Below are 26,618 nucleotides of genomic sequence, written 5' to 3' on the forward strand. Positions count from 1 at the left end.
TTGCTGTCCGCAGGGTGCGCAGGCGCGCGGCACCCTGCGCAGGCGGCTGGCGTCCAGCCGCCGTGCCCGTCAGGGCTTGGCGACGTGCCAGACGTTGTTGAGATTGTCGCCGGTCTTGTCGCCCGGCTTGGCGTCCTTGGCAAAGCGGTACAGCGGCATGCCCTTGTACGCGTACTGGCGCGCGCCGTCGTCGCGCGTGATGATCGAGTAGCTGCCCGATGCGGTGCGGCCCGGCTCGGCCAGCAGCGGCGGCCAGTTGGTGGCGCACATGCCATTGCAGGCGCTCTTGCCGCTATTGGCGGTGTCGCGGTCGAACGTGTAGAGCGTCAGGCCCTGCGGATCGGTCAGCACGCCGTTGGTCACCTTCACCGTAGGCGGCATGTTGCCCGCGCCGGACCCGCCCATGCCCATCCCGGAGCAGCCGGCCAGCAACACGGCGGCGGCTCCCACGGCCAGGGCAAACGGACGCAGCGCGGATACAGCAGTGTGACGATTGGTCATCTTCAGGTCTCCTTCTCGGGTCGGTGCCGCCAGTCGGCCCCGTTCTCCCTCAGTAAACACCCGATGTGACTTGTTTATTCCGTTTGCGCGAAAAAAAGTGCTGCTTCGGCGCGAAAAGTGGATTTATCGGCATCTATCGACCGGGAAGCGAACGAAAAAAAGCCTGCCGGGCAAGGGCAGGCTTTTGTACGACTGGCGACACGCCGGCTCAGAGTTCGCCGTAGCTGTGCAGGCCGGACAGGAACATGTTGACGCCGAGGAACGCGAAGGTCGTCACCAGCAGGCCCACCAGCGCCCACCACGCCGCCACCGTGCCGCGCAGCCCCTTCATCAGCCGCATGTGCAGCCACGCCGCATAGTTCAGCCAGACGATCAGCGCCCAGGTTTCCTTCGGGTCCCAACTCCAGTAGCCGCCCCACGCCTCGGCCGCCCACAGCGCGCCCAGGATCGTGGCGATCGTGAAGAACGCGAAACCCACGGCGATGGCCTTGTACATCACATCGTCGAGCAGCTCCAGCGACGGCAGGCGTTCGGCCAGGATACCCCGCTGCTTGAGCAGGTACGCCACCGACACCATCGCCGCCAGCGCAAACGTGCCGTAGCCGATGAAGTTCGCCGGCACGTGGATCTTCATCCACCAGCTTTGCAGCGCCGGTACCAGCGGCTGGATCTCCTGCGCGTTGCGGCTGACCGTGTACCAGAGCAGGAAGCCGACTGCCGCCGACACCACCAGCATCACGAACGGCCCCATCGCCCGCGTGGCGTAGCGGCGCTCGTAGTAGAGGTAGAACAGCGACGTGATCAGCGTGAAGAGGACGAAGACCTCGTAGAGGTTCGAGATGGGGATGTGCCCGATATCGGCGCCAATCAGGTACGACTCGTACCAGCGCACCATCAGGCCGGTGAAACCGAGCACCACGGCCGCCCAGCACAGCTTGCTGCCGATGCTGGAGCCCGTATCGGACTTCGACGCAAACCCGACCCAGTAGAACAGCGTCGACAGGAACACCAGCGCGCTCATCCACAGGATGGCCGACTGGCTCGACAGGAAGTACTTGAGGAAGAACGCCTGGTCGGCGCGCGCCAGGCTGCCCTGGTACAACTGGATGGCGAACAGCGACAGCACCGCGATACCTGCCATCAGCGGCCGCACCGCCTTCCAGTGCCAGCCGAGCAGCGCGAACGTCGGCACGGCGGCAATCAGCACCGCCTTGTCGTAGCCGTTCATCCAGTGACCGTACTGCATCAGCGCAAACCCGGCGCCCACGGCCAGCAGCACGGCAAACAACCAGTCCACCCAGCCCAGCCGGCGCAGGAACGACGGTTCCAGGAAGTCGGCTTCCAGGGCCGCGCCGGCGCCTTCGTCAGGTGCGGCGGATTGTCGCGGCGTCAGGCCAGGATCGGCGTGATGGAGATTGGAGGACATGGCATTCCTGCTCTGCTTGTTGAAGCACTGTTATGTCTGCGGTTGGCCGGCACAGGCGGCCACTCACTTTCTACTATAGCGAGGGCCCCGGCCTATCATCGGCGCCTGATGGCCCGGATCGCGGTGCGTCCGGCGTCATCGGCGCCGGGCCGCTGGCTGGCACCGCCGTCACTTCGGCCCCGACGGCGCGCCCCACGTCGTCACGCAAGGTGACGAATTCCTTTTCGAAATCCATGGTGCGGCGCTGGGTGGACATCGCCATCAGCACATGGCTGCCCGCCGAATGGTCGAGGTCGCCGGGCTGCCTGTCCTTGATCCAGATCCAGACGCGCCGCTCGCGGATATAGAACATCGCGAACACGCCCAGGACCAGCAGCAGGCAGCCAAGATACACGATGTTCTTGCCCGGCGCACGGGTCATCTGGAACACGCTGGCGTTGACCTTCTGGAAGTCGTCGAGCTGCAGGAACACCGGCGCGGCGTAGAAAAAACTGTCTGACAGCGCGTTGATCGACTGCTGCAGGAACTGGCCGCTTTTGGCGTCGTTCGGCACGGCCGGCAGCTTGTCCTGCTCGCGCGCCAGCTGCCACAGTTCCCACATCGAACCATTGAGAATCTTCAGCAGCACGTCGGCGGCCTTCTGCTGCTCGGCCTGCGGGACCGATTTCTCCAGGAAGGCGGCGATGGCCGTGAAGCCACCCGGCGGCGCGTCCGGCGCGGCGCGCGTGGCGCCGGCAAACAGGTCCATCGCGCGCAGCGCGCTCTCGGCAAGCTGGTGGCGCAGCGTTTCCTTGTCCGCGCCGGGCATCGACACCAGCGCAAAGCGCCGTGCCGCCTCGCCCCGCATCGCGCTGGACTGCAGCGCGGCGCGCAGGCGCATCCAGTCGGCCACGCTCATCTGGTCGTCGGCCGGGATGCGGAGGTAGCGGAACGGCTCGCTCGGTGACTCGCGCATGCCGGCCAGGAACAGCGTCTGACCGTCGAGCTGCACCGGCAGCATGTAGTTGTTGAATTCGCGCGCCTGACCGTTGCGATCGCGCAGCTTGTACTGGACCGACGGCCCGACGTTGCGCAGGTCCTTGTCCTTGTCCAGGCTGGCGGCGGCGCCCAGGTGCTGCTCCAGCGTGGACTTGCGCGCCACGCCGCGCACGTCGGCCTTGCCCGACGCATCGGTCACGGTCTCGACGTTGATCTGGCGGAAGTCGCTGAACTCGACGGTCAGGCTTTCCTGGTCGGCCGCGGTGCCCGTGCCGGTCAGCTGGACGTTGCCGCCTACCGTGCCGGCCAGCGGGAACGTGGCGTGCGTGCTGCCCGCCATCGGATAGCCGACGAACTTGAGCCGCGACCCGCCGTCCTCGAAGCTGGACTGGTAGATCGCCACGCCGTCGACGATCAGCGGCTCGTTGACCTTGATCGTCGCCGCGGTCTGCTTGCCGGTCGCGCGGTCCGTCACCACCACGTCGGACGCGAACAGCTTGGGCATGCCGGTGGAGTAGTAGTCGACCGTGAACTTCTTGAGCGTGATCGAGAACGGCAGGTCTTGCACCAGCGCGCCGTCGGCGACGTTGAGGATGGCCGTCGACACGGTGGCGCCCTCCGGCACGAATGCATTGCCGCGGAAGCCCGGGTTCGACGCCGACAGCCGGTGCTTGGCCGGGATCTCGCTGATGATGGCGTTGCCCGAGATGGGGGACTTGCCGCCGAACCACATCTGGGCGCGGATCAGCATGTCGCCGTCCAGCAGGCCGCCCACGCAGATCACGACGATGGCCGTGTGCGCGAGGATGTAGCCAAGCTTGTTGGCCGCGCCGGCCTTGGCCGCCAGCAGCGTGGCGCCGTCGTGCGCCACGGGCTTGACGCGGTAGCCGCGGTTGCGCAGCAGCGCGCCCAGCCGCGCGGCGGCCTCGGCACGGGGGCGCGGGGCATCGAACTCGCCCCGGTGGTGGAACGCCCGCAGGCTGCGCTCGCGCACGTGGTCTTTCCACGAGCGCATGTCGACGATCATCTTCGGCGCGTTGCGCGCGATACACAGCGACGTCGACACGACCAGAAAGCCGAGGATCAGCAGGAACCACCACGAGCTGTACACCTTCTGCAGCGACAGCGCGTGGAACAGGTCCGCCCAGAACGGCCCGAACTGGTTCACGTAGTTCGGGTACGGTTCGTTCTGCTTCAGTACCGTGCCGATGATGCTTGCGATGGCAATCACCGTCAGCAACGTGATGGCGAAGCGCATCGAGGACAACAGCTCGACGCCGTCGCGCAGCACGCGGTGTTGGGTCTTCAGGTGCAGGCCCGAAGTGGAAGGGGTGGACATGTACGGTAAAGCCTAAGGCCGGTTTGGCGCGCTGATCGGGAGCCCGCCAGTGTCACGCGCCGATGTGACGCGACGTGGTGGCGCGGAAAATGAAAAAGGGTGGACATGCTTCGGCAAGCAGGCCACCCTCTTCGATTGTCGGCCGCGCGGGCGGTTCATCCCCTGCGGGAATCCCCGGACGCGCCGCCCAGGTACGACTTAGCGGACGCCGGCGACGTAATCCGCCACCGCCTTGATCTCGGCATCCGACATCCTGGCGGCAATCGTGCTCATGACCGAATTGTTCTTGCGGGTGCCCTGGCGGAACGCCACCAGTTGCGCTTCGGTGTACTCGGAATACTGGCCTCCAATACGCGGATACTGGGACGGGATGCCGGCGCCGGTGGGGCCGTGGCAGGCCGCGCAGGCCGGCACGCCCTTGGCGGCGATACCCGCGCGGTAGATCTTCTGGCCGTCCTCGATCGTCGTCTTGTTCTTGGCCGTGGCAGGCTTGAGCTGCTGCTTGCCCAGGTAGGCGCCGATGTCCTTCATGTCCTGGTCGCTCAGTGCCTGGGCGTACAGCGACATGATGGGGTTGTCACGGGTCTTGGCCTTGAAATCGGCAAGCTGCTTGTGCGTGTACTCGGGCTGCTGGCCCGCCAGCTTGGGATTGACGGCGGCGGTGCTGTTGCCGGCCGTGCCGTGGCAGGAGAAACATGCGGGAACATTGCGATCGGGAACACCCTGCGTATAGAGCGTCTCGCCCTTGGCGGGATCCGCCTTGGCGGCCTGGGCCTGCTCTGCGGCAGATGCCAGCCCTGTCATTGCCCCCAGCGGAACGGCCAGCGCCATGACACCCAGAAGTTTCGCAATGCGGTTCATCCTTACACCTTGTCAGATTTGTTATGAACACCGTAATGCATGCCGGTCTCCTTTCTCCCCCTGCCCGGCGGTGAGGAGGCGCCATGGGGCAAGAGCTGGTTACGCGGCTGCGCGAATGCCGAAAAATTGATCGCGGACAATACCGACAACCAATTTCAGGCTTCGCCGATGACATCCGGCAAGGATGCCACACGTCACCCGCTCAGGAGACCGTAAACCGGGTTATTGTACAATAAATCGCTTTCCGGATTGACTTAGGTCAGTCTCTGTGGCGACGTCTGCACTGGCCTCTTGCCAGTCCCGGGTCTAGCCGCTCCAACGCAACCGCGCATGTCCCTCCTACACCAGGCCCGATTCTTCAATACCGTCAACCATCTGCGCGACCTGCCCGCCACGGCCGTTCCGGAGGTGGCGTTCGCCGGCCGGTCCAACGCCGGCAAGTCGACGGCCATCAACACGCTGTGCAACCAGAAGCGGCTGGCGTTCTCGTCGCGCACGCCGGGCCGCACGCAGCATATCAACTACTTCACCGTGGCGCCGGTCAAGGCGACCGATCCGCTCGGGTTCCTGGTGGACCTGCCCGGCTATGGCTATGCCGAGGTGTCGGGCAGCGCCAAGTTCCACTGGCAGGGGCTGCTGTCCGACTACGTGCAGAGCCGTGCGCAGCTGGCCGGCCTGATCCTGATGATGGACGCGCGGCGGCCGTTTACCGACCTCGATTGCCAGATGGTCGAGTGGTTCCTGCCCACCGGCAAGCCGATCCACGTGCTGCTGACGAAGGCCGACAAGCTCACGAACAACGAGAACGCCAACGCGCTGCGCGAGACCCGGCAGATGCTGGCCGACTACGCGCGGCAACTGGAGCATCCGCCGGCGCTGACCGCCCAGCTGTTCTCCAGCCTCAAGCGCCGCGGCATCGAGGAAGCCCAGCGCGTGGTGGCTGGCTGGCTGGCACTGCCCGAGGCCCAGCCGCCCGAGGCCGCCGCCCCGCAGGCCTAGGTACGGCGCGCACACCTGCCCAGCCCGTCACGCCGCCGGTCGCGCCGCCGGTCGCCCAAGCACGCCGGACAAAAAAAAGCCCCGTTGCAAGCAACGGGGTCCAACTTTCCCACCGGTTCAGGGCGGGTACCCGCTCAGGGAGGAGTAGCGGGGGACACCGTGCTGCGCGAAGCAACACAAGGTGTCCGCGAGTATGATAGCGGGCACGCACAAAAGTTCTTTTTTCTTTCGGTGCGTGGATTCCCGGCACGCCGCGCGTTGTCGCGGCGACGGGCCCACGCCATCCGTCCACGACCCAATCCTCCCCGTTTCTGCCATGTCCACGTTCCCCGAGTATCGTCCCCGCCGCATGCGCCGCGATGACTTCTCGCGTCGCATGATGCGCGAGAACCGCCTGTCGGCCGACAACCTGATCTATCCGGTGTTCATCCTGGAAGGCCAGAACAAGCGCGAAGCCGTGGCGTCGATGCCGGGCGTGGAACGGGTGTCGGTAGATCTGCTGCTGCCGGTGGCCGAGGATTGCGTGAAGCTGGGCATTCCCGTGATCGCGCTGTTCCCGGTCATCGATCCGTCGATCAAGACGCCCGACGGCATCGAGGCCACGCGCGCCGACGGCCTGGTGCCGCGCGCCGTGCGGGCGCTGAAGGACCGCTTTCCCGAACTGGGCGTGCTGACCGACGTGGCGCTGGACCCGTACACGAGCCACGGCCAGGACGGCGTGCTCGACGAGAACGGCTACGTGATCAACGACGTCACGGTCGACATCCTGGTGCGCCAGGCGCTGGTGCAGGCCGAGGCCGGCGTCGATATCGTCGCGCCGTCCGACATGATGGATGGCCGCATCGGGGCCGTGCGCACGGCGCTGGAAAACGCCGACCACATCCACACCCGGATCATGGCCTACTCGGCCAAGTACGCGTCGGCGTTCTACGGCCCGTTCCGCGATGCGGTGGGCTCCGCGGCCAACCTGGGCAAGGGCAACAAGATGACCTACCAGATGGACCCGGCCAACACCGACGAGGCACTGCGCGAAGTGGCGCAGGACATCCTGGAAGGCGCCGACATGGTCATGGTGAAACCGGGCATGCCGTACCTGGACATCGTGCGCCGCGTGAAGGACGAGTTCCGCTATCCGACCTACGTCTACCAGGTGAGCGGCGAGTACGCCATGCTCAAGGCCGCCGCGCAGAACGGCTGGCTGGACCACGACAAGGTCATGATGGAATCGCTGCTGGCGTTCCGCCGCGCCGGCGCCGACGGCATCCTCACCTACTTCGCGCGCGACGCCGCGCGCCTGCTGAAGGCCACGGCCTGACAGCCGCCGCATGCAGCTACTCGGCTTTTCAGCCAGCCAGGTGCATCCGCTCGCGACGCTGGACGCCGCGCGCGACTTCCTGGCCGGCAACGCGGCAGCCCGCTTCGTGTGGGCCGACTGCTCGACGGACGAAGTCACGCCCGCACCCGGCGCGTGGCGCGACCGGCTGGAGGCGCTGACCGGCGCCCCGATCCTCGACCTGCACCTGGCCGACGCCACCAATCCCGCGCATCCGTCGTTCTTCGACACGACGAACGCGTACGACATGGTGATCTTCCGCAAGCTGACGTTCGAGACCAGCCGGCAGTTTGCCGAGGCCGACGCGGCGCCGGGAGACGGGGCCGGCGAGCGGCTGGCGACGGGCGCCACGGAGGCCCCTTCGGCCGGCAACGTCAACGGAAGCGTTGCCGGCGCGCCGCCGGCCGGTGCTGTGGGCGCGGCGCCGCTGCCCGCGCCGCGCAAGGCATCGCGCAAGTACCCGCCCGGGTTCCTGCCCGCGCTGGCGCGCATCGACACACAGCCGGTGGCCTTCTTCGTCTTCGACAACGTGCTGGTCACCGTGCGGCCCGCGCCCTCGCGGACCATCGAGCAGGTCAGGCAGCGGCTGCTGGATACGTGCGGCGCGCCGGCGTCGGCCGCGCGCCCGAATGGCAGCGGTTCGCTGCTGCATGGCGTGCGCCCGCCCACGCGGCCAGAGGACCTGATGCTGCGGCTGCTGAACGCGATGGTGGACCGCTACCTGGACCTGCGGACGCCGCTGACGCGCCAGCTCGACCGCTGGCAGCGCGCGCTGCTGAGCACGCGCCAGAGTTTTTCGAGCTGGGAGGGGCTGCTCGACGCCCGCATCCAGCTACGCCGGCTTGAAAACCTCAGCGAGGAACAGCGCGACGCGCTGCAGGAATTCCGCGATAGCCTGCTGGACAACCGCTACAGCTCCGGCGATGCCGATCCCGGCGCCGCCAGCCGCGACGAAGTGCTGCTGGTACGGCTGACGGACCTCATGGAGCACATCCTGCGCGTGCTGGCGCACGCGCGGCGGCTGGAAGACTCGATCGAATCGGCGGTGCAGATCCACTTCTCGGCGGTTGCCCACCGCACCAACCGCACGATGCGGGCGCTGACCGTCATCACGGCCCTGTTCATGCCGCTGACGCTGATCACAGGCGTCTTCGGCATGAACTTCGCGCGCATGCCGTGGCTGCAGGAGCCCAACGGTTTCTGGTGGTCGATCGGACTGATGGGCGGCGTGGTGGCGACGATCGGCACCATCTGGGCGCTCGGGCGCTGGCTGGACCGCTAGGCGGCCTGGGCGGCCGCCAGCGGGGCGCGCTCAGGTCTGCGGCGCCTTGCCCAGGGCCCGCTCCAGGCTGTCCAGGAAGCGGTTGGCCGACTGGTAGCCGATCACCCGCACCGGCCGCTCGCGTCCGTCCGGGCCGAACAGGATGATGCCGGGCGGGCCGAACAGCCCGAACCGCTTGAGCAGCGCCTTGTCGTCCGCATTGTTGGCTGTCACGTCGGCCTGCAGCAGCACCACGTTGGCCAGCCGCGCGCGGACCCTCGGATCGGGAAACGTCAGCTTTTCCATTTCCTTGCAGCTCACGCACCAGTCAGCATAGAAATCGAGCAGCACCGGCCGGCCTGCGGCCGCCGCCTGCGCGACCCGCGCATCGAGTTCCGCCACGCTGCGCACGCGGTCGAACCTGAGCGCGGCATCCTTGCCCGCCGGCGCGCCCGACACGGCGCCGGAGAATCCGCCAATGTGGGACAGCGGCTGCAGCGGATCGCGTCCGCCCGAGGCGACGCCGACGACCTGGATCGCGCCGGCCAGCGCCGCAACCAGGCCGAGACCCTTGCCCAGGCGCAGCAAGCCGCGGGGGTCGGGGCCCAGCGCGTCGAAGGCGCCGAGATAGACCGCGGCAACAATCAGCAGCGCGGCCCACGCGAGCATCACCAGCCAGGCCGGCAGCACTGGCGTGACCATCCAGATTGCCACCCCGAGCAGCAGGAATCCGAAAAAGCGCTTGGTGGCTTCCATCCACTTGCCGGCGCGCGGCAGCAGGTTGCCCGCCCCGACGCCGACCAGCAGCAGCGGCACGCCCATGCCCAGCGCCATGGCCAGCAGCGCGGCGCCGCCGACCAGCGCATCGCCGGTCTGCGCGATATAGGCCAGCGCCCCCGCCAGCGGCGCGGTGACACACGGGCCGACGATCAGCGCCGAAATGGCGCCCATCGCCGCTGCGCCCGCGATCTGGCCGCCCTGGCGACGGTTCGACGACTCGGTCAGTCGCGTCTGCCAGCGCTGCGGCAACTGCAGTTCGTAGAGGCCGAACATCGACAGCGACAGCGCGATCAGCAGCAGCGCGAAGAGGCCGAGCACCCAGGGGGTCTGCAGCGCCGCGGACAGGCCCTCGCCCGCCAGGCCCGCAGCCACGCCCACGGCGGTGTAGACCACCGCCATCCCAAGCACATAGGCCAGCGACACGACGAAGGCGCGGCCGCGCGTGACATGCTCGCCGACGACGATCGACGACAAGATCGGCACCATCGGCAGCACGCACGGCGTGAACGTCAGCAGCAGCCCCAGCCCGAAGAACAGCCCGGCGATCAGCGGCAGGCTGCGGCTGGCCAGCGCGCCGGCAATACGGTCGTTCTCGTCGACCGGCGCACCGCGCACGCGTCCGGCCGACGATTCGCCGGCTGGCGGCTCGGCCGCGGGGCTATCGGCCTGGGGCGCGACGGGGCTGGAGCGCGCCGGCGCGTTGCGGTCGCCGAACAGGTTGCCGAGGACCGATCCGCCCACCTTGTAGACGCTCTCCATCGGCGGATAGCAGAGCCCCTTGTCCGCGCAGCCCTGGGAGGTCACGACCAGCGTCCAGCGGCCGTCGGCGGGCGCCTGCTCCACCGGCACCCTGACGACCACGGCGCCGCGGTATGTCTCCATGTCCTTGCCGAAGGTCTCGTCGAAATGCACCTTGCCCGCCGGCATCGACGGCTTGCCGAGCACCACCCCGGCCGGCTGGGCGGCAAACGCAAAGCGCTCGCGGTAGAGGTAGTAGCCGTCGGCCACGTCGAAGCGGACTTCGATCGTCGTCGGATCGATCTGGCGCGCGGCGAACTTGAACGCCTGTTCGGGCGGCAGGAAGTCGTCCTCGGTGGCGGCATGGGCGCCGCCGAGCCCGATCAGACAGGCCAGCATCGCCAGCACCAATGCGACGATATGCCGCATGCCCGACCGCAGCCCCAAGCCCCGGCTGTCGCCTTGCCGCGACGCCGCACCGATACAGATCCCCGTCATTCCCATGTTTTTCCGTTATGTGTTCTGGCGTCAGGTACGCGGTGCCGGCCCGGTCGTTTCCGCTCGCACCCAGCCCAGGTAGGCCGGCAATCCCGCCTGCAGCGGCCATGCAACCACCTCGGGCACGTCGTAAGGGTGCTCGGCGCGGATGATGGCCTCCAGGGCCGCGTACTGGCCGGCGGTCGTCTTGATCAGCAGGGGCCATTCCTGCGCCTGCTCCAGCTTGCCTTGCCACCAGTACTCCGACTGGCACGGCGCCAGCCGGTTCACGCACGCGGCCACCCGGGCGGACAGTATCGCCCGCGTCACGCGGATGGCCGACGGCTCGTCCGGCAGGTTGGTCATCGCCATCCAGACGACTTCGGGGGGTGCGGGCTGCGCGGTGCCGCTGAGGGCAGGTGTGACGGTCATGACAGGTCGGGAAGCACAAAACAAAAGAGCCAGGCAAAAGCCTGGCTCGATTGTAGTGCGGTGTCCGCTGGCCCGTCAGCGTGCGACGGACCGGGCATCACTTATTCCGCGGCTTCTTCGGCCGGGGCTTCGGTGATTTCCGGACGATCCACCAGTTCGACCAGCGCCATCGGCGCGTTGTCGCCCTGACGGAAGCCGAACTTCAGGATGCGGGTGTAGCCGCCCGGACGAGCGTTGTAGCGCGGGCCCAGTTCGGTGAACAGCTTGGTGACCATGTCGCGGTCGCGCAGGCGAGCGAAAGCCAGGCGGCGGTTGGCAACGGTGTCCTTCTTGGCCAGCGTGATGAGCGGCTCGACAACCTTGCGCAGTTCCTTGGCCTTGGGCAGGGTGGTCTTGATCAGCTCGTGCTGGAACAGCGAGTTGGACATGTTGCGCAGCATCGCGAGACGGTGCGACGAGGTGCGGTTCAGTTTCCGCAGGCCATGACGGTGACGCATGATGATTCCTTTCGATTACAGTGTTTGACCAGCTCTTCTATCGCTGCCGCCTGCGAGATCGCGGACGTCGGCGCGGGCCGGTAGTGCTTCATTGCCACGGGCGGAATTGCCCGGGGCACATGACCGGCGAAGCCACCTTGCGGCAGCCTCGCCCTGCCAATTACTTCTCCAGACCTGCGGGCGGCCAGTTCTCGAGCTTCATGCCGAGGGTCAGGCCACGCGAAGCCAGGACTTCCTTGATCTCGTTGAGCGACTTGCGACCCAGGTTCGGGGTCTTGAGCAGTTCGTTCTCGGTACGCTGGATCAGGTCGCCGATGTAGTAGATGTTCTCGGCCTTCAGGCAGTTGGCCGAACGCACCGTCAGTTCCAGGTCGTCCACCGGACGCAGCAGGATCGGATCGATCTGCGGCGCGCGGCTCGACGCGGCCTCGGCGGCCGATTCCGTGCCTTCCAGCGCGGCGAACACCGACAGTTGGTCCACCAGGATGCGCGCCGACTGGCGAATCGCTTCCTCGGGCGAGATCACGCCGTCGGTTTCGATGTTCATCACCAGCTTGTCCAGGTCCGTACGCTGCTCCACACGGGCCGATTCCACGGCGTACGACACGCGGCGGACCGGCGAGAACGAGGCGTCCAGCACGATGCGGCCGATGACCTTGCCCGATTCGTCGCCGAACTTGCGCACGTTGCCCGGCACGTAGCCACGGCCTTGCTCGACCTTGATCTGCATGTCGAGCTTGCCGCCGGCGGACAGGTGGGCAATCACGTGGTTCGGGTTGATGATCTCGACGTCGTGCGGCAGCTCGATATCGGCTGCCGTGACCACGCCTTCGCCATCCTTGCGCAGCGACACCGTGACTTCGTCGCGGTTGTGCAGCTTGAACACCACGCCCTTCAGGTTGAGCAGCAGGTTGACGACGTCTTCCTGCACGCCATCGATGGTGGAATACTCGTGGACGACCCCAGCGATCGTGACTTCGGTCGGGGCATAGCCGACCATCGACGACAGCAGGACGCGACGCAGCGCGTTACCAAGCGTATGCCCATAACCGCGCTCAAACGGCTCCATCACGACTTTGGCGTGGTGGTCGCCCAGCGGTTCGACGGCGATGATTTTTGGCTTGAGGAGTGCTGTTTGCATTAGGTTGTCCTTTTCAATACCCTCGGCTCGTTACACCGATAAGGCTGACGTTTGGAACCTGAGAAAACCCATCGCATGATGGGCAATAAGCCCGGCGCGCCGCAGGGCGCGCCGGGCTGAAAGCGAAGCCTTGATAACCAGGCAAGCGCTGAACCGTTCGAATGTCGGTCCGCGATTAACGCGAATACAGTTCGACGATCAGGCTTTCGTTGATGTCGCCAGAGATATCGGCGCGATCCGGAGCCTGCTTGAACGTGCCTTCGAACTTCTTGGCGTCAACGCTCACCCAGCTCGGGAAGCCCGACTGCTCGGCCAGCGACAGGGCCTCGGCGATACGGACCTGCTTCTTCGACTGCTCGCGGATCGACACGATGTCGCCAGCCTTGATCTGCGCCGACGGCACGTTCAGCGTGTGACCGTTCACCAGGATCGCCTTGTGCGACACCAGTTGGCGCGCTTCGGCGCGGGTCGAGCCGAAGCCCATGCGGTACACAACGTTGTCCAGGCGCGATTCCAGCAGTTGCAGCAGCTTTTCGCCGGTGTTGCCCTTGCGGCGGTCGGCTTCGGCGAAGTAGCGGCGGAACTGACGCTCCAGCACGCCGTAGATGCGCTTGACCTTCTGCTTTTCACGCAGCTGGTTGCCGTAGTCCGACGTACGGGCACCCGAGGTGCGGCCGTGCTGGCCCGGCTTGCTGTCCAGCTTGCACTTGTCGGCCAGCGAGCGACGGGCGCTCTTCAGGAACAGGTCGGTGCCTTCGCGGCGGGAAAGTTTGGCCTTCGGGCCGGTATAACGTGCCACTTTATCTTCCTTTGATCGATCGCGACGCCATCGAGACGCGCCGCGAGTCCGCCATCAGATCGTGGCGGACGGTGGGCTTATGGTTCTTCATCCGCCGTGGGCAAGCCACGCGGAGGCAACGCAAAAGCATGACGAAATCGCCCTCGCCCGAGACGGCAGTCTCGGCACGCGGACGCAAAACGAAAGCCCGCCGCAACGAATTGCAGCAGGCCAACGCGGGATACTACCACAGCCCGGAGGCATAGGGCAAAGCCCCTCGCCCCGCAGGCCCAGCCTGGCGCTTAGATACGGCGGCGCTTCGGCGGACGGCAGCCGTTGTGCGGCACCGGCGTCACATCCTCGATCACGGCGATCTTGATGCCCAGCGCGTTCAGCGCACGGACAGCCGACTCGCGACCCGGACCCGGACCCTTGATGCGCACTTCCAGGTTCTTGATACCCTGGTCTTGCGCCACACGGCCGGCGTTCTCGGCAGCGACCTGGGCAGCGAACGGGGTCGACTTGCGCGAACCCTTGAAGCCCTGGCCACCGGCGGTTGCCCACGACAGGGCGTTGCCCTGGCGATCGGTGATGGTGATGATGGTGTTGTTGAACGAAGCGTGGACGTGTGCGATGCCGTCGGCAACGTTCTTCTTGACCTTCTTACGCGCGCGCTGGGCGGCGTTATTCGGACCTTTTGCCATTCGATTCTTCCTATGCCTTCGGCTTTACTTCTTCAGTGCCACGCCGGCCTTGCGCGGACCCTTGCGAGTACGTGCATTGGTGCGGGTACGCTGACCGCGCATCGGCAGACCCTTGCGGTGACGCATGCCACGATAGCAACCAAGGTCCATCAGACGCTTGATATTCATCGTGGTTTCACGACGCAGGTCACCCTCGACCGTGACCTTGCCCACTTCGTCACGAAGCTTTTCCAGGTCGGCGTCGGTCAGATCCTTGACCTTCTTGTCAAACGGTACACCGGTAGCCTCGCAAATCTTGCGGGCGCGCGAGCGGCCGACACCATAAATGGCCGTCAGACCGATTTCGGTGTGCTTATGGTTCGGGATGTTAACCCCTGCGATACGTGCCATTCGTCAATCCTCTTTCCGATTAGCCTTGGCGTTGCTTGTGGCGGGGATCCGACGAGCAGATCACGCGCACGACACCGTTGCGCTTGATGATTTTGCAGTTGCGGCAAATGCGCTTAACAGAAGCCAGCACTTTCATGATTTTCCTCTTCCTTCAATTCCAGTTCGCGTCACTTAGTCCGAAAGACGATACGTGCGCGCGACAGATCATATGGAGTCAGCTCAACCGTCACCTTGTCACCCGGAAGAATCCGGATGTAGTTCATTCGCATCTTGCCCGAGATATGCCCGAGTACTACGTGGCCGTTTTCAAGCTTGACGCGGAACGTCGCGTTGGGGAGATTTTCCAGGACCTCCCCCTGCATCTGGATGACGTCGTCTTTTGCCATACCTGGTGCCCGTCCCAACCCGGCAGTTCTAGCGCAAGGTCAGGTTACCCTTGAAATTCGCCTTCTTCAGCAGCGACTCGTACTGCTGCGACATGACATAGGACTGAACCTGTGACATGAAGTCCATCGTGACGACCACGATGATCAGCAGCGAGGTCCCGCCAAAATAGAACGGAACGTTCCAGCGCAGCACCAGGAATTCCGGCAACAGGCAAACCAGTGTGATGTAAATCGCACCGGCCAGCGTCAGGCGCACCAGGATCTTGTCGATATAGCGCGTCGTTTGCTCGCCCGGACGGATGCCCGGAATGAAGGCTCCGCTTTTCTTCAGGTTATCCGCAACTTCCCGGCTGTTATAGACCAGAGCCGTATAGAAGAAGCAGAAGAATACAATCGCAGCCGCATACAGCAGGATGTAGACCGGCTGGCCCGGCGACAGCGTGGCGGCCAGGTCCTTGATGAACCGTCCCACCGTGCCCGTCGAGTCAGACGTGAACCAGCCCGCAATCGTCGCCGGGAACAGAATGATCGACGATGCGAAGATCGGCGGAATCACCCCTGCCATGTTCAGCTTCAGCGGCAGGTGCGACGACTGACCGCCGTACACCTTGTTGCCGACCTGACGCTTGGCATAGTTCACCAGGATCTTGCGCTGGCCACGTTCGATAAACACCACGGCGAAGGTCACACCAGCCACGATCGCAACGATCAGGATCGCCGCGATGATGCTCATGGAACCCGTGCGGACCAGTTCGAACAGTCCGCCGATCGCGTTGGGCAGGCCCGCCGCGATACCGCCGAAAATGATGATCGAGATGCCGTTGCCCAGACCACGCTCGGTGATCTGCTCACCCAGCCACATCAGGAACATCGTCCCGGTCACCAGCGTGATGACCGCCGTTGCCCGGAACATCAGGCCCGGATCGTTAACCAGCCCTGGCTGCGACTCCAGCGCCACCGCAATCGACAGCGCCTGGAACGTGGCCAGAACCACGGTGCCGTAGCGCGTGTACTGCGTGATCTTGCGTTGCCCTGCCTGCCCTTCCTTCTTCAGCGCTTCCAGCTGCGGCAGCACGATCGTCAGCAACTGCATGATGATCGACGCCGAGATGTACGGCATGATGCCGAGCGCGAAGACGGTAAAGCGCGACAGCGCACCGCCCGAGAACAGGTTGAACATCCCGAGGATGCCACCCGACTGACTCTGGAAAAGCTTCGCAAGCTGGTCCGGATCGATCCCCGGCACCGGAATATGTGCACCGATGCGGTAGACGATCAGGGCCAGCACCAGGAACATCAGCCGGCGCTTGAGATCGCCGTACTTCGCCGTGTTCCTGGCCTGCGCGCTTGCATTGGGTTTCGCCGTGGCCAAACGATGCTCCGACTGTGACTTCGCCTATGCTGCGAATGCTACTGCGTAATTACGCTTCGATCTGGCCGCCAGCGGCTTCGATCGCAGCCTTGGCGCCAGCGGTGGCACCCAGACCCTTGATCGTCACCTTGCGGGACAGTTCGCCGGCCTTGATCACCTTCGCGCTCTTGACCAGCTCGCCCACCAGGCCAGCCTGCTTCAGGACCAGCAGGTCCACTTCGGCAGCTTCCAGGCGTTCGATGTCGCGCAGGGTCACCTCGGCCGTGAAAGCCTTGGTCAGCGAGGTAAAGCCACGCTTCGGCAGGCGACGGTACAGCGGCATTTGACCGCCTTCGAAGCCGACCTTATGGAAGCCGCCCGAACGCGACTTCTGACCCTTGTGACCGCGACCGGCCGTCTTGCCCAGGCCGGAGCCGATACCGCGGCCGACGCGACGCTTGGCGTGCTTCGAACCGGCAGCCGGTTTCAGGTTGTTCAGTTGCATGTTGCTCTCCAAGTCCCGATCAGGCCAGAACCTTGACCAGGTACGAGACCTTGTTGATCATGCCGCGCACGGCGGGCGTGTCCTGCAGCTCCGAAACGGAGTTCAGGCGACGCAGGCCCAGGCCACGTACGGTGGCGCGATGATCCTCGCGCGTGCCGATCAGGCTGCGCACGAGTTGCACTTTTACGGTTTTCTGCGACATTTCGTTCACCTTAGCCGAGGATGTCTTCAACCGACTTGCCACGCTTGGCGGCGATCTCCGCCGGCGTGCTCATCTTTTGCAGACCATCGAGGGTGGCACGAACCATGTTGTAAGGGTTCGTCGAACCGTGCGACTTGGTCACCACGTTCGTCACACCCATCACTTCGAAGATCGCGCGCATCGGGCCGCCGGCGATCACGCCAGTACCTTCCTTGGCAGGCATCATCAGCACCTTGGCGGCGCCGTGCTTGCCAACGACTTCGTGCTGCAGCGTGCCGTTCTTCAGTGCGACCTTGACCATCTTGCGACGGGCTTCGTCCATTGCCTTCTGCACGGCCACCGGAACTTCCTTGGCCTTGCCCTTGCCCATGCCGATGCGGCCGTCGCCGTCACCCACCACGGTCAGCGCAGCGAAACCGAGGATACGGCCACCCTTCACCACCTTGGTGACACGGTTGACCGAGATCATCTTCTCGCGGAGGCCGTCGTCGCGTTCGTCCTGTTGGACTTTTGCTTGCATCTTTGCCATGACGTATCTCTCTTTGAGCGCTTAGAACTTGAGGCCGGCTTCACGCGCGGCATCAGCCAGGGCCTTCACGCGACCGTGGAAGCGGAAGCCACCGCGATCGAACGCGACGGTTTCCACGCCAGCGGCCTTTGCCTTCTCGGCAACGCGCTTGCCCACCAGGGTGGCGGCGGCAACGGTAGCGCCGCTGCCAGTCAGTTCCTTGCGCACTTCTGCTTCGGCGGTCGAGGCCGAAGCCAGCACTTGCGTGCCGCACGGCGAGTACACCTGAGCGTAAATATGCGAATTCGTACGGAACACGGTCAGACGATTGATCTTCAGTTCCGCGATCTTGGCGCGGGTCTGACGTGCACGGCGCAAACGAGCGTCTTTCTTGTTCATCATTGCACCCCTTACTTCTTCTTGGTTTCCTTCAGGATGACGCGCTCGTCGGCGTAACGGACACCCTTGCCCTTGTAGGGCTCGGGCGGACGGTACGCGCGGACTTCCGCGGCAACCTGACCGACTTTCTGCTTGTCAGCACCCTTGATCACGATCTCGGTCTGCGTCGGCGTTTCGGCCTTCACGCCTTCCGGCATTTCGTGGATCACGTCGTGCGAGAAACCAAGCTGGAGCTTCAGCGCGGAGCCTTGCAGTTGAGCGCGGTAACCCACGCCAACCAGCGTCAGCTTGCGCTCGAAACCGGTGGTCACGCCTTTGACCATGTTTGCCGCCAGGGCGCGCATGGTGCCTTGCAGGGCGTTCGCTTCGCGCGACTCGTCAGCCGGTTCGAAAGTCAGCGTGCCGTCGGCAACGTTGGCCTTCACCAGGCTGTGAATCGGCTGGGACAGCGTACCGAGCGGGCCCTTCACGGAGAGCACGCCAGCCGCCACATTCACTTCCGCGCCTTTCGGCAGCGCGATGGGAGCCTTACCTACACGGGACATGTTTGCTCCTTACGCGACGTAGCAGAGAACTTCACCGCCCACGCCAGTGGCACGTGCCTTGCGGTCGGTCATCAGACCCTGCGGGGTCGAGATGATCGCCACACCCAGGCCGTTCATCACTTGGGGGATGTCGCTGCGGCCCTTGTACACGCGCAGGCCGGGCTTCGAGACGCGCTCGATGCGCTCGATCACCGGACGGCCGGCGTAGTACTTCAGACCAATGGTCAGTTGCGCCTTGCCGCCGTCTTCCTGCACCGAGTAGTCTTCGACGTAGCCTTCGTCCTTCAGGACCTTGGCGATCGCAACCTTCAGTTTGGACGAGGGCATGACCACCGACGCCTTCTGCACGCCCTGGGCGTTGCGAATGCGCGTCAGCATATCGGCGATAGGATCGCTCATGCTCATACTGTTTCTCCTGTAGCCTGTGCGTAATTACCAGCTGGCTTTCGTCAGACCCGGGATTTCGCCCTTGAAGGCGATTTCGCGGATCTTGTTACGCGCCAGGCCAAACTTGCGGAAGGTACCGCGGGGACGACCGGTGATCGCGCAGCGATTGCGCTGGCGGGTCGGGTTCGCGTTGCGCGGGAGCTTTTGCAGCTCGAGACGCGCCAGATAACGCTCTTCTTCCGACTTTTCTTGGTCGTCAATAATGGCCTTGAGGTTTGCGCGCTTGTCGGCATACTTCGCCACGAGCTTTGCGCGCTTCTTCTCACGTTCAATCAGAGCCAGTTTAGCCACGGTTACCCCTTAATTACGGAACGGGAACTTGAACGCGTTCAGGAGAGCCTTGGCTTCCTCGTCGTTCTTTGCCGTCGTCGTGATGCTGATGTTCAGACCACGCAGTGCGTCGATCTTGTCGTACTCGATTTCGGGGAAAATGATCTGCTCTTTCACACCGATGTTGTAGTTGCCACGACCGTCGAACGACTTGCCCGAGACACCACGGAAGTCACGCACGCGCGGCAGGGCCACGGTCACGAAACGATCCAGGAATTCGAACATGCGCTCGCCACGCAGGGTCACCATCGCGCCGATGGGGTAGCCCTGACGGATCTTGAAGCCGGCGATGGCCTTCTTGGCCTTCGTCACCACGGGCTTCTGACCGGCGATTTTGGTCAGATCGCCAACGGCCAGCTCAATGACCTTTTTGTCATTGATGGCTTCACCGAGACCCATGTTCAGGGTGATCTTGGTGAAACGCGGCACTTCCATGATCGACTTGTAGCCGAACTGCTTCATCAGCGCCGGCACAACTTGTTCTTTGTAAAACTCTTGCAGACGTGCTGTCATGCTCAACTCCTATCTGTGCCCAGAATCAAGCGGCCAGGACGGCACCGGTCGACTTCAGCACGCGCACGCGCTTGCCGTCTTCGACCTTGATACCGACACGCGACGGCTTGCCATTGGCATCCACGAGCGCAACGTTGGAAATATGCAGCGGCATCACCTTGTCGACCACGCCACCGGTGGTACCCAGCATCGGGTTCGGGCGAGCGTGCTTCTTGGCAACGTTCACGCCTTCGACCACGACCTTGTCGCCTTGCACTGCCTGGACGACACCGCGCTTGCCCTTGTCCTTGCCGGTCAGCACGATGACTTCGTCGCCTTTGCGAATCTTGTTCATGGCGGCTCCTTACAGCACTTCCGGAGCGAGCGACACGATCTTCATGAAGCGCTCGGTACGGAGTTCACGAGTCACCGGCCCGAAGATACGGGTGCCGATCGGCTCGAGCTTGTTGTTCAGCAGTACGGCGGCGTTGCCGTCGAACTTGACGAGCGAACCGTCAGCGCGGCGCACGCCCTTGGCGGTACGCACGACGACTGCGTTGTAGATGTCGCCCTTCTTCACGCGACCGCGCGGCGCCGCGTCCTTCACGGTCACCTTGATGATGTCGCCCACGCTCGCATAGCGGCGCTTGGACCCACCCAGTACCTTGATGCACAGCACTTCGCGCGCACCGGTGTTATCGGCCACTTCGAGCCGGCTTTCTGTCTGAATCATGGTGTTATCTTCCCAACTTAATCCGCCAGTCCTTCTGTAATTGAGGACAGCCGGTCAGTCTTGGTCCCGTCGGAGCCAGGCATTGCGCCAGCGCCGCTTGGGTTGATCAACTTGGAAGTCGGTAGTGGCCGCATCCAAACCTGCCGGATGCCTGCCCTTGGCTCGCTTCACAGGCCGCCGGGTGATGTTGCAAGGCGAGCGCAATAAAGCGGAAGTCCAGGATTATAGCAACACAATCCTGGACTTGCAAGTCAACGTCGTACTGTTGTACTTAGATGACGCGCGCCGCTTCTACCAGCCGGGAAACCACCCAGGACTTGGTCCGCGACAGCGGACGCGTTTCCTGGATCTCGACCTTGTCGCCTTCCTTGTACTGGTTGGCTTCGTCGTGTGCGTGGTACTTCTTCGAACGCAGCACGTACTTGCCGTACAGAGGATGCTTGACGCGGTTTTCGATCAGGACCGTGACGGTCTTGTCCATCTTGTCGCTCACGACACGGCCCACGAGGGTCCGGCGAAGCGACGTTTCAGTCTTCGCAGCTTCAGTCATTTCGCGTTCGCCTTCTCGGTCAGCACGGTTTGCACGCGCGCGATGTCCTTGCGCACCTTCTTCAGCTGGCTGGTGTTCTGCAGCTGTTGGGTGGCCTTTTGCATGCGCAGGCTAAATTGAGCCTTCAGCAGCTCGGAGAGCTCCTGGTTCAGGCCTGCGGCGTCCTTGCCGCGCAGTTCGGATGCTTTCATCCCAATCTCCTTACGTACCGACCTGACGCACCACGAAATTCGTGGCGATCGGCAGCTTGGCGGCCGCGAGGCGGAACGCCTCACGCGCCAGCTCTTCGCTCACGCCATCCATCTCGTACAGCATCTTGCCCGGCTGAATTTCAGCCACGTAGTATTCCGGGTTGCCCTTGCCGTTACCCATACGGACTTCGGCAGGCTTCTTCGAAATCGGCTTGTCCGGGAAAATCCGGATCCAGATGCGGCCGCCACGCTTGATGTGACGGGTCATCGCACGACGTGCCGACTCGATCTGACGAGCGGTCAGGCGGCCACGGCCCATTGCCTTCAGGCCGAATTCGCCGAAAGACACGGCGTTGCCACGGGTAGCCTTACCCGTGTTGCGGCCCTTCTGCTCCTTGCGATACTTCCTACGCTTCGGTTGCAGCATTGTTATTCTCCACTCTTCGCGTCTGCGCCAGGCGCAGCACGACGACCAGCACCGGCACCACCGCGGCGGTTACCCGACGGACGGCCTTCGCCTTCACGGCGGCGGCCTTCCGGGCGACCCGGACGACGACGACGGTCTTCTTGCGGCTCTTCCACCACGGGCGCGTCGTTGCGGCCCAGGTGATCGCCCTTGTAGACCCACACCTTGACACCGATGATGCCGTAGGTGGTTTCGGCTTCCGAGAAGCCGTAGTCGATGTCGGCACGCAGGGTGTGCAGGGGCACACGGCCTTCGCGGTACCACTCGGTACGTGCGATTTCGATACCGTTCAGACGGCCCGAGCTCATGATCTTGATGCCCTGGGCACCCAGACGCATCGCGTTCTGCATCGCGCGCTTCATGGCGCGACGGAACATGATGCGGCGCTCGAGCTGCTGCGTGATCGAATCGGCGATGAGCTGCGCATCGGTTTCCGGCTTGCGGATTTCCTCGATGTTCACGTGCACGGGCACACCCATGCGACGCTGCAGCTCGGCCTTCAGCAGTTCGATGTCCTCGCCCTTCTTGCCGATCACCACGCCCGGACGCGAGCTGTAAATGGTGATGCGAGCATTACGGGCCGGGCGCTCGATCACGACACGGCCAACCGATGCGTTCTTGAGCTTCTTCTTCAGGAAGTCGCGAACTTCGATGTCTTCTTTCAGCATGCCGGCGAACTTCGTGTTGTTGGCGTACCAACGCGAAGCCCAGTTACGGCTGACGGCCAGACGGAAGCCAGTCGGATGAATCTTCTGTCCCATCGTGACTCCTTAGTTGCCGAGCGTCACAGTGATGTGACAGGTTTGTTTCTCGATGCGGTTGCCGCGGCCCTTCGCCCGTGCGGTGAAGCGCTTGAGCGAGGTTGCCTTGTCGACGAAGATCGATTTGACCTTCAGTTCGTCGATATCGGCGCCTTCGTTGTGCTCGGCGTTGGCGATGGCCGACTCGACCACCTTCTTCACGATCCCGGCAGCCTTTTTCGGGCTGAACGTCAGGATGTTGAGCGCGCGCTCGATCGGCAGACCGCGGATCTGGTCAGCGACCAGACGCGTCTTCTGGGCGGAGATACGGGCACCGCGATGAATCGCTTTCACTTCCATGATGGCACCTTACCTCTTCGCTTTCTTGTCAGCCGCGTGGCCCTTGAACGTGCGGGTAATCGCAAATTCGCCGAGCTTGTGGCCAACCATGTTTTCCGTCACGTACACCGGCACGTGTTGACGGCCGTTGTGCACGGCGATCGTCAGACCGATGAACTCAGGCATGATCGTCGAACGGCGCGACCATGTCTTGATGGGCTTCTTGTCCTTGCCGCCTGCAGCCGCTTCCACCTTCTTCAGCAGGTGGTCGTCGCAGAACGGACCCTTTTTTGCGGAACGAGTCATATCTTTAGCTCCTACCTACCGATTAGCGCTTGTGACGGCGCTGGACGATCATGCTGTCCGTGCGCTTGTTGCTGCGGGTACGGTAACCCTTGGCCGGGGTACCCCACGGCGACACGGGATCGCGACCAGCAGCAGTCTTGCCTTCACCACCACCGTGCGGGTGGTCGACCGGGTTCATCACCACGCCGCGAACGGTCGGGCGAATGCCGCGCCAGCGCGTGGCACCGGCCTTGCCGATCACGCGCAGGCTGTGCTCTTCGTTGCCCACTTCACCGATGGTGGCGCGGCATTCGATGTGAACGCGACGCACTTCACCGGAGCGCAGACGAACCTGGGCGTACAGGCCTTCGCGGGCCAGCAGCACGGCGGAACCACCGGCAGCGCGTGCGACTTGCGCACCCTTGCCAGGCAGGATTTCGACGTTGTTGATCGTGGTACCGACCGGGATGTTGCGGATCGGCAGGTTGTTACCGGCCTTGATCGGCGCTTCCGAGCCATTCATCAGCGACTGGCCGGCTACCATGCCCTTGGTGGCGATGATGTAGCGGCGCTCGCCGTCGGCGAACAGCACCAGCGCGATATTGGCGCTGCGGTTCGGATCGTATTCCAGGCGCTCGACCTTGGCGGGGATGCCGTCCTTGTCGCTGCGCTTGAAATCGACCACGCGGTAGTGGTGCTTATGACCACCGCCCTTGTGGCGGGTGGTGATATGACCATTGTTGTTACGGCCCGACTTCTGGAATTGCTTTTCCAGCAGCGGAGCGTGCGGGGCGCCCTTGTGAAGGTCCTTGTTGACCACCTTCACCATCGAGCGACGACCCGGGGAAGTCGGCTTGGTCTTGACGAGTGCCATGATTACTTGGCCTCCGCTTCAAAATTGATTTCCTGACCCGGCTTGAGCGCCACGTATGCCTTCTTGACGTGGTTGCGACGGCCCATGAAGCGGCCAAAGCGCTTTTGCTTGCCCTTCTGGTTCAGGATCTGAACGGACTGCACCTCGACCTTGAACAGCAGTTCGACGGCGGCCTTCACTTCTGCCTTGTTGGCATCGCGAGCCACTTCGAACACGACTTGTTCATTCTTGTCGGCGACCAGGGTTGCCTTTTCGGAAACCACCGGCGCGAGCAGCACCTGCATCAAACGATGATCGTTCTTGGCTACTTGCGTCATTTCAGCAACTCCTCGATCTGCGCAACGGCTGCCTTCGTCACGAGCACCTTCTTGTAGTGCACCAGCGACAGCGGATCAGCGTGACGCGGCTCCACGACTGCCACGTTCGGCAGGTTGCGCGAAGCCAGGTAGAGGTTTTCGTCGAGGCTGTCGGTGATGATCAGCACCGAGTCCAGGCCCATGGCCTTGAACTTGTCGGCCAGCAGCTTGGTCTTGGGCGCGTCGACAGCGAAACCGTCCACCACATTGATACGACCTTCACGTGCGAGCTGCGAGTAAATCGAGCGCATGCCGGCACGGAACATCTTCTTGTTGACCTTCTGGCTGAAGTTCTCTTCCGGCGTATTCGGGAAGATACGGCCACCGCCACGCCACAGCGGCGAGGACGACATACCGGCACGAGCACGGCCCGTACCCTTCTGGCGCCACGGCTTCTTGGTCGTGTGCTTGACCTCTTCGCGGTCCTTCTGCTTGCGGTTACCGCTACGGGCGTTCGCCTGGTACGCAACGACGATCTGGTGAACCAGCGCTTCGTTGTAGTCACGGCCGAACACTTCGGGCGAGGCAGCAACGCCGGCGCCGATTTGACCGTTATCCTGGAGGAGCTTGAGTTCCATTACATGCGCTCCTTAAGCTTTGGCCTTGACGGCCGGGGTCACGATGACCTTGCCGCCCTTGGAACCGGGGATGGCGCCCTTGACCAGCAACAGCTTGCGCTCTGCGTCGATCTTGGCGATCTCGAGGTTTTGCACGGTACGGGTGACGTCACCGAGGTGACCCGTCATGCGCTTGCCCGGGAACACGCGACCCGGATCCTGCGCCATACCGATGGAACCCGGCACGTTGTGCGAACGCGAGTTACCGTGGGTGGCACGACCCGATGCGAAGTGGTAGCGCTTGATGGTACCGGCGTAGCCCTTACCGATGGTCACGCCCTGCACGTCGATCTTCTGACCGACCTGGAACAGGTCGACCGACAGCGAACCGCCAGCTTGCAGTTCGGCAGCCTTGGCTGCATCGATGCGGAATTCTTTGATGATTTCACCAGCTTCCACGCCGGCTTTGGCGAGATGACCCGCCAGCGGCTTGGTAACGCGGCTTGCGCGTCGGCTGCCGAAGGTGACTTGAACCGCGGTGTAACCGTCGGTCTCGTCCGTCTTGATTTGCGTCACGCGGTTGTCGCCGACCTCGACCACGGTAACGGGAATCGAATCACCGTCGTCCGTGAAAATACGGGTCATGCCAACCTTGCGACCTACAAGGCCAAGGCTCATGGTTTGCTCCATTCCCAGCTGCGATTGGCCGGGGCTGATTGATACACGAAAACTGTGCGATTTGCGGGTTGCGCGAAAAGGACTGCGCCGGCCAAAACGGCCCCCACTACCCGGAGAAACGGGTAGCCTTACAATATAACGCAGGCTTTTGGAAAGGGCAAGATGTGTGGCGCTTTTTCTGGCTGGGAAGCGTAGAAATCGCCGGGACGGCGTCCGATGCGGCACTTTGCATGCCGAAGCCGTGGTGTTCCGGGCATATGCCGGCGCGGCAGGCGCCGCATAAACAAAAACGGCGAACTTGCGTCCGCCGTTTCCGCTGCACCAGGCCGCCAGGCGGCCCGACACATGATTACACCTTGATCTCGACGTCCACGCCGGCCGGCAGGTCGAGCTTCATCAGCGCGTCGACGGTCTTGTCCGTCGGATCGACGATGTCCATCAGGCGCTGGTGAGTGCGGATCTCGAACTGATCGCGGCTGGTCTTGTTGACGTGCGGCGAACGCAGGATGTCGAAGCGCTGGATGCGGGTCGGCAGGGGCACCGGGCCCTTGACGATCGCGCCGGTACGCTTGGCGGTATCCACGATTTCGGCGGCCGACTGGTCGATCAGGCGGTAGTCGAAAGCCTTCAGGCGGATACGGATCTTCTGGTTCTGCATGATTGTTCCTTAAAAGAGCGATGGGCAGCGTGCCCGGATTGTCGGGAACATGCCCGAAGGCATGTCCCGGGAAGGTTGCTTAGTCGAGGATCTTTGCCACAACGCCGGCGCCGACGGTACGACCGCCTTCGCGGATAGCGAAGCGCAGGCCTTCTTCCATGGCGATCGGGGCGATCAGCTTGACGGTGATCGACACGTTGTCACCCGGCATGACCATTTCCTTGTCCTTCGGCAGCTCGATCGAGCCGGTCACGTCGGTCGTGCGGAAGTAGAACTGCGGGCGGTAGTTGTTGAAGAACGGCGTGTGACGGCCACCTTCGTCCTTCGACAGGATGTACACCTCGCCGGTGAAGTGCGTGTGCGGCTTGATCGAGCCCGGCTTGCACAGGAC

The 26,618-nt window shown here is 63.8% G+C and carries 38 protein-coding genes and 1 pseudogene; 3 read left to right on the forward strand and 36 right to left on the reverse strand.

What is annotated here, in order from left to right; all coding sequences use genetic code 11:
* Nucleotides 1–69 precede the first annotated feature (69 nt).
* From QTN24_RS22840 to QTN24_RS22855, 4 genes are all read right to left on the reverse strand, one after another.
* Nucleotides 70–501, reverse strand: a complete 432-nt coding sequence (locus tag QTN24_RS22840) for a hypothetical protein (protein WP_124683049.1) — start codon at nt 499–501, stop codon at nt 70–72.
* Between the two features lie 208 nt (nt 502–709).
* Nucleotides 710–1,927, reverse strand: coding sequence for a c-type cytochrome biogenesis protein CcsB (gene ccsB / locus QTN24_RS22845; protein ID WP_313839990.1), 1,218 nt, complete (start codon nt 1,925–1,927; stop codon nt 710–712).
* A gap of 73 nt (nt 1,928–2,000) precedes the next feature.
* Complete coding sequence (locus tag QTN24_RS22850) at nt 2,001–4,244, reverse strand: cytochrome c biogenesis protein ResB (RefSeq protein ID WP_124683047.1); 2,244 nt, start codon at nt 4,242–4,244, stop codon at nt 2,001–2,003.
* A gap of 198 nt (nt 4,245–4,442) precedes the next feature.
* Nucleotides 4,443–5,105, reverse strand: a complete 663-nt coding sequence (locus tag QTN24_RS22855) for a c-type cytochrome (RefSeq protein ID WP_124683046.1) — start codon at nt 5,103–5,105, stop codon at nt 4,443–4,445.
* A 330-nt stretch (nt 5,106–5,435) separates the two neighbouring features.
* Here QTN24_RS22855 and yihA point away from each other — a divergent pair, with 330 nt between their 5' ends.
* The 3 genes from yihA (at nt 5,436) to QTN24_RS22870 (ending at nt 8,719) form a co-directional block, all read left to right on the forward strand.
* Nucleotides 5,436–6,104, forward strand: coding sequence for a ribosome biogenesis GTP-binding protein YihA/YsxC (gene yihA, locus QTN24_RS22860; RefSeq protein WP_124683045.1), 669 nt, complete (start codon nt 5,436–5,438; stop codon nt 6,102–6,104).
* Nucleotides 6,105–6,420: 316 nt separating this feature from the next.
* Nucleotides 6,421–7,419, forward strand: coding sequence for a porphobilinogen synthase (gene hemB / locus QTN24_RS22865; protein ID WP_124683044.1), 999 nt, complete (start codon nt 6,421–6,423; stop codon nt 7,417–7,419).
* A 10-nt stretch (nt 7,420–7,429) separates the two neighbouring features.
* Nucleotides 7,430–8,719, forward strand: a complete 1,290-nt coding sequence (locus tag QTN24_RS22870; RefSeq protein ID WP_313839991.1) for a magnesium transporter CorA family protein — start codon at nt 7,430–7,432, stop codon at nt 8,717–8,719.
* 30 nt (nt 8,720–8,749) lie between these two features.
* Here QTN24_RS22870 and dsbD read toward each other — a convergent pair whose 3' ends face one another.
* From dsbD to tuf, 32 genes and pseudogenes are all read right to left on the reverse strand, one after another.
* Nucleotides 8,750–10,645, reverse strand: coding sequence for a protein-disulfide reductase DsbD (gene dsbD / locus QTN24_RS22875; protein ID WP_313839998.1), 1,896 nt, complete (start codon nt 10,643–10,645; stop codon nt 8,750–8,752).
* A 99-nt stretch (nt 10,646–10,744) separates the two neighbouring features.
* Nucleotides 10,745–11,125: a divalent-cation tolerance protein CutA gene (cutA, locus tag QTN24_RS22880; protein ID WP_313839992.1), complete on the reverse strand. Its 381-nt coding sequence runs from the start codon at nt 11,123–11,125 to the stop codon at nt 10,745–10,747.
* Nucleotides 11,126–11,226: 101 nt separating this feature from the next.
* Nucleotides 11,227–11,622 (reverse strand): 50S ribosomal protein L17, encoded by a 396-nt coding sequence (gene rplQ / locus QTN24_RS22885; protein WP_011299296.1) that lies wholly within the window; start codon nt 11,620–11,622, stop codon nt 11,227–11,229.
* 160 nt (nt 11,623–11,782) lie between these two features.
* Nucleotides 11,783–12,763: a DNA-directed RNA polymerase subunit alpha gene (locus tag QTN24_RS22890; protein ID WP_124683041.1), complete on the reverse strand. Its 981-nt coding sequence runs from the start codon at nt 12,761–12,763 to the stop codon at nt 11,783–11,785.
* A 175-nt stretch (nt 12,764–12,938) separates the two neighbouring features.
* The gene (rpsD, locus tag QTN24_RS22895; RefSeq protein WP_313839993.1) at nt 12,939–13,562 is read right to left on the reverse strand and encodes a 30S ribosomal protein S4; all 624 of its coding nucleotides are present in this window, start codon (nt 13,560–13,562) and stop codon (nt 12,939–12,941) included.
* A 281-nt stretch (nt 13,563–13,843) separates the two neighbouring features.
* The gene (gene rpsK, locus QTN24_RS22900; protein ID WP_008642963.1) at nt 13,844–14,245 is read right to left on the reverse strand and encodes a 30S ribosomal protein S11; all 402 of its coding nucleotides are present in this window, start codon (nt 14,243–14,245) and stop codon (nt 13,844–13,846) included.
* Between the two features lie 24 nt (nt 14,246–14,269).
* Nucleotides 14,270–14,635, reverse strand: coding sequence for a 30S ribosomal protein S13 (gene rpsM / locus QTN24_RS22905; protein WP_010812377.1), 366 nt, complete (start codon nt 14,633–14,635; stop codon nt 14,270–14,272).
* Nucleotides 14,636–14,654: 19 nt separating this feature from the next.
* Nucleotides 14,655–14,771 carry a 50S ribosomal protein L36 gene (gene rpmJ, locus QTN24_RS22910; RefSeq protein WP_008642959.1) on the reverse strand — a complete coding sequence of 39 codons (117 nt, stop codon included), beginning with the start codon at nt 14,769–14,771 and terminating at the stop codon, nt 14,655–14,657.
* 31 nt (nt 14,772–14,802) lie between these two features.
* Nucleotides 14,803–15,021, reverse strand: a complete 219-nt coding sequence (gene infA, locus QTN24_RS22915; RefSeq protein WP_010812378.1) for a translation initiation factor IF-1 — start codon at nt 15,019–15,021, stop codon at nt 14,803–14,805.
* Between the two features lie 28 nt (nt 15,022–15,049).
* Nucleotides 15,050–16,393 carry a preprotein translocase subunit SecY gene (gene secY / locus QTN24_RS22920; RefSeq protein WP_124683039.1) on the reverse strand — a complete coding sequence of 448 codons (1,344 nt, stop codon included), beginning with the start codon at nt 16,391–16,393 and terminating at the stop codon, nt 15,050–15,052.
* Between the two features lie 49 nt (nt 16,394–16,442).
* On the reverse strand, nt 16,443–16,877 hold the full coding sequence (gene rplO, locus QTN24_RS22925) for a 50S ribosomal protein L15 (protein ID WP_313839994.1): 435 nt from the start codon (nt 16,875–16,877) through the stop codon (nt 16,443–16,445).
* 19 nt (nt 16,878–16,896) lie between these two features.
* Nucleotides 16,897–17,079 (reverse strand): 50S ribosomal protein L30, encoded by a 183-nt coding sequence (rpmD, locus tag QTN24_RS22930; RefSeq protein WP_008642953.1) that lies wholly within the window; start codon nt 17,077–17,079, stop codon nt 16,897–16,899.
* 10 nt (nt 17,080–17,089) lie between these two features.
* Nucleotides 17,090–17,608, reverse strand: a complete 519-nt coding sequence (gene rpsE / locus QTN24_RS22935; protein WP_124683037.1) for a 30S ribosomal protein S5 — start codon at nt 17,606–17,608, stop codon at nt 17,090–17,092.
* Nucleotides 17,609–17,629: 21 nt separating this feature from the next.
* Nucleotides 17,630–17,986, reverse strand: a complete 357-nt coding sequence (rplR, locus tag QTN24_RS22940; protein ID WP_061956591.1) for a 50S ribosomal protein L18 — start codon at nt 17,984–17,986, stop codon at nt 17,630–17,632.
* Between the two features lie 11 nt (nt 17,987–17,997).
* Nucleotides 17,998–18,531 (reverse strand): 50S ribosomal protein L6, encoded by a 534-nt coding sequence (gene rplF / locus QTN24_RS22945; protein WP_124683036.1) that lies wholly within the window; start codon nt 18,529–18,531, stop codon nt 17,998–18,000.
* 9 nt (nt 18,532–18,540) lie between these two features.
* Nucleotides 18,541–18,936, reverse strand: a complete 396-nt coding sequence (gene rpsH, locus QTN24_RS22950) for a 30S ribosomal protein S8 (protein ID WP_124683035.1) — start codon at nt 18,934–18,936, stop codon at nt 18,541–18,543.
* A gap of 27 nt (nt 18,937–18,963) precedes the next feature.
* Nucleotides 18,964–19,269, reverse strand: a complete 306-nt coding sequence (rpsN, locus tag QTN24_RS22955) for a 30S ribosomal protein S14 (RefSeq protein WP_008642942.1) — start codon at nt 19,267–19,269, stop codon at nt 18,964–18,966.
* Between the two features lie 9 nt (nt 19,270–19,278).
* Complete coding sequence (gene rplE, locus QTN24_RS22960) at nt 19,279–19,821, reverse strand: 50S ribosomal protein L5 (protein ID WP_124683034.1); 543 nt, start codon at nt 19,819–19,821, stop codon at nt 19,279–19,281.
* A 25-nt stretch (nt 19,822–19,846) separates the two neighbouring features.
* Complete coding sequence (gene rplX, locus QTN24_RS22965) at nt 19,847–20,155, reverse strand: 50S ribosomal protein L24 (protein ID WP_313839995.1); 309 nt, start codon at nt 20,153–20,155, stop codon at nt 19,847–19,849.
* A gap of 9 nt (nt 20,156–20,164) precedes the next feature.
* Nucleotides 20,165–20,533: a 50S ribosomal protein L14 gene (rplN, locus tag QTN24_RS22970; RefSeq protein ID WP_006576237.1), complete on the reverse strand. Its 369-nt coding sequence runs from the start codon at nt 20,531–20,533 to the stop codon at nt 20,165–20,167.
* Between the two features lie 271 nt (nt 20,534–20,804).
* Nucleotides 20,805–21,083: a 30S ribosomal protein S17 gene (gene rpsQ / locus QTN24_RS22975; RefSeq protein ID WP_008642939.1), complete on the reverse strand. Its 279-nt coding sequence runs from the start codon at nt 21,081–21,083 to the stop codon at nt 20,805–20,807.
* Nucleotides 21,080–21,274 (reverse strand): 50S ribosomal protein L29, encoded by a 195-nt coding sequence (rpmC, locus tag QTN24_RS22980; protein ID WP_008642937.1) that lies wholly within the window; start codon nt 21,272–21,274, stop codon nt 21,080–21,082. The genes rpsQ and rpmC overlap by 4 nt, the downstream gene beginning before the upstream one ends.
* A gap of 10 nt (nt 21,275–21,284) precedes the next feature.
* Nucleotides 21,285–21,701: a 50S ribosomal protein L16 gene (gene rplP, locus QTN24_RS22985; protein ID WP_006576240.1), complete on the reverse strand. Its 417-nt coding sequence runs from the start codon at nt 21,699–21,701 to the stop codon at nt 21,285–21,287.
* Nucleotides 21,702–21,703: 2 nt separating this feature from the next.
* Nucleotides 21,704–22,501: a 30S ribosomal protein S3 gene (rpsC, locus tag QTN24_RS22990; protein ID WP_092602196.1), complete on the reverse strand. Its 798-nt coding sequence runs from the start codon at nt 22,499–22,501 to the stop codon at nt 21,704–21,706.
* A 9-nt stretch (nt 22,502–22,510) separates the two neighbouring features.
* Nucleotides 22,511–22,840: a 50S ribosomal protein L22 gene (gene rplV / locus QTN24_RS22995; protein WP_092602198.1), complete on the reverse strand. Its 330-nt coding sequence runs from the start codon at nt 22,838–22,840 to the stop codon at nt 22,511–22,513.
* Nucleotides 22,841–22,849: 9 nt separating this feature from the next.
* Complete coding sequence (rpsS, locus tag QTN24_RS23000) at nt 22,850–23,125, reverse strand: 30S ribosomal protein S19 (protein ID WP_124683032.1); 276 nt, start codon at nt 23,123–23,125, stop codon at nt 22,850–22,852.
* A 22-nt stretch (nt 23,126–23,147) separates the two neighbouring features.
* On the reverse strand, nt 23,148–23,978 hold the full coding sequence (rplB, locus tag QTN24_RS23005) for a 50S ribosomal protein L2 (protein ID WP_124683031.1): 831 nt from the start codon (nt 23,976–23,978) through the stop codon (nt 23,148–23,150).
* Between the two features lie 2 nt (nt 23,979–23,980).
* Complete coding sequence (rplW, locus tag QTN24_RS23010; protein ID WP_061956557.1) at nt 23,981–24,295, reverse strand: 50S ribosomal protein L23; 315 nt, start codon at nt 24,293–24,295, stop codon at nt 23,981–23,983.
* The gene (gene rplD, locus QTN24_RS23015) at nt 24,292–24,912 is read right to left on the reverse strand and encodes a 50S ribosomal protein L4 (RefSeq protein WP_313839996.1); all 621 of its coding nucleotides are present in this window, start codon (nt 24,910–24,912) and stop codon (nt 24,292–24,294) included. The genes rplW and rplD overlap by 4 nt, the downstream gene beginning before the upstream one ends.
* Before the next feature lie 12 nt (nt 24,913–24,924).
* Nucleotides 24,925–25,569: a 50S ribosomal protein L3 gene (gene rplC / locus QTN24_RS23020; RefSeq protein WP_066731279.1), complete on the reverse strand. Its 645-nt coding sequence runs from the start codon at nt 25,567–25,569 to the stop codon at nt 24,925–24,927.
* A gap of 349 nt (nt 25,570–25,918) precedes the next feature.
* On the reverse strand, nt 25,919–26,227 hold the full coding sequence (gene rpsJ, locus QTN24_RS23025) for a 30S ribosomal protein S10 (RefSeq protein WP_006160488.1): 309 nt from the start codon (nt 26,225–26,227) through the stop codon (nt 25,919–25,921).
* 79 nt (nt 26,228–26,306) lie between these two features.
* Nucleotides 26,307–26,618, reverse strand: a pseudogene (gene tuf, locus QTN24_RS23030) (elongation factor Tu); the annotation flags it as partial.

Source organism: Cupriavidus sp. SZY C1 (assembly GCF_032190535.1).
In the GTDB taxonomy this organism is placed as follows: Bacteria; Pseudomonadota; Gammaproteobacteria; order Burkholderiales; family Burkholderiaceae; genus Cupriavidus; species Cupriavidus pauculus_C.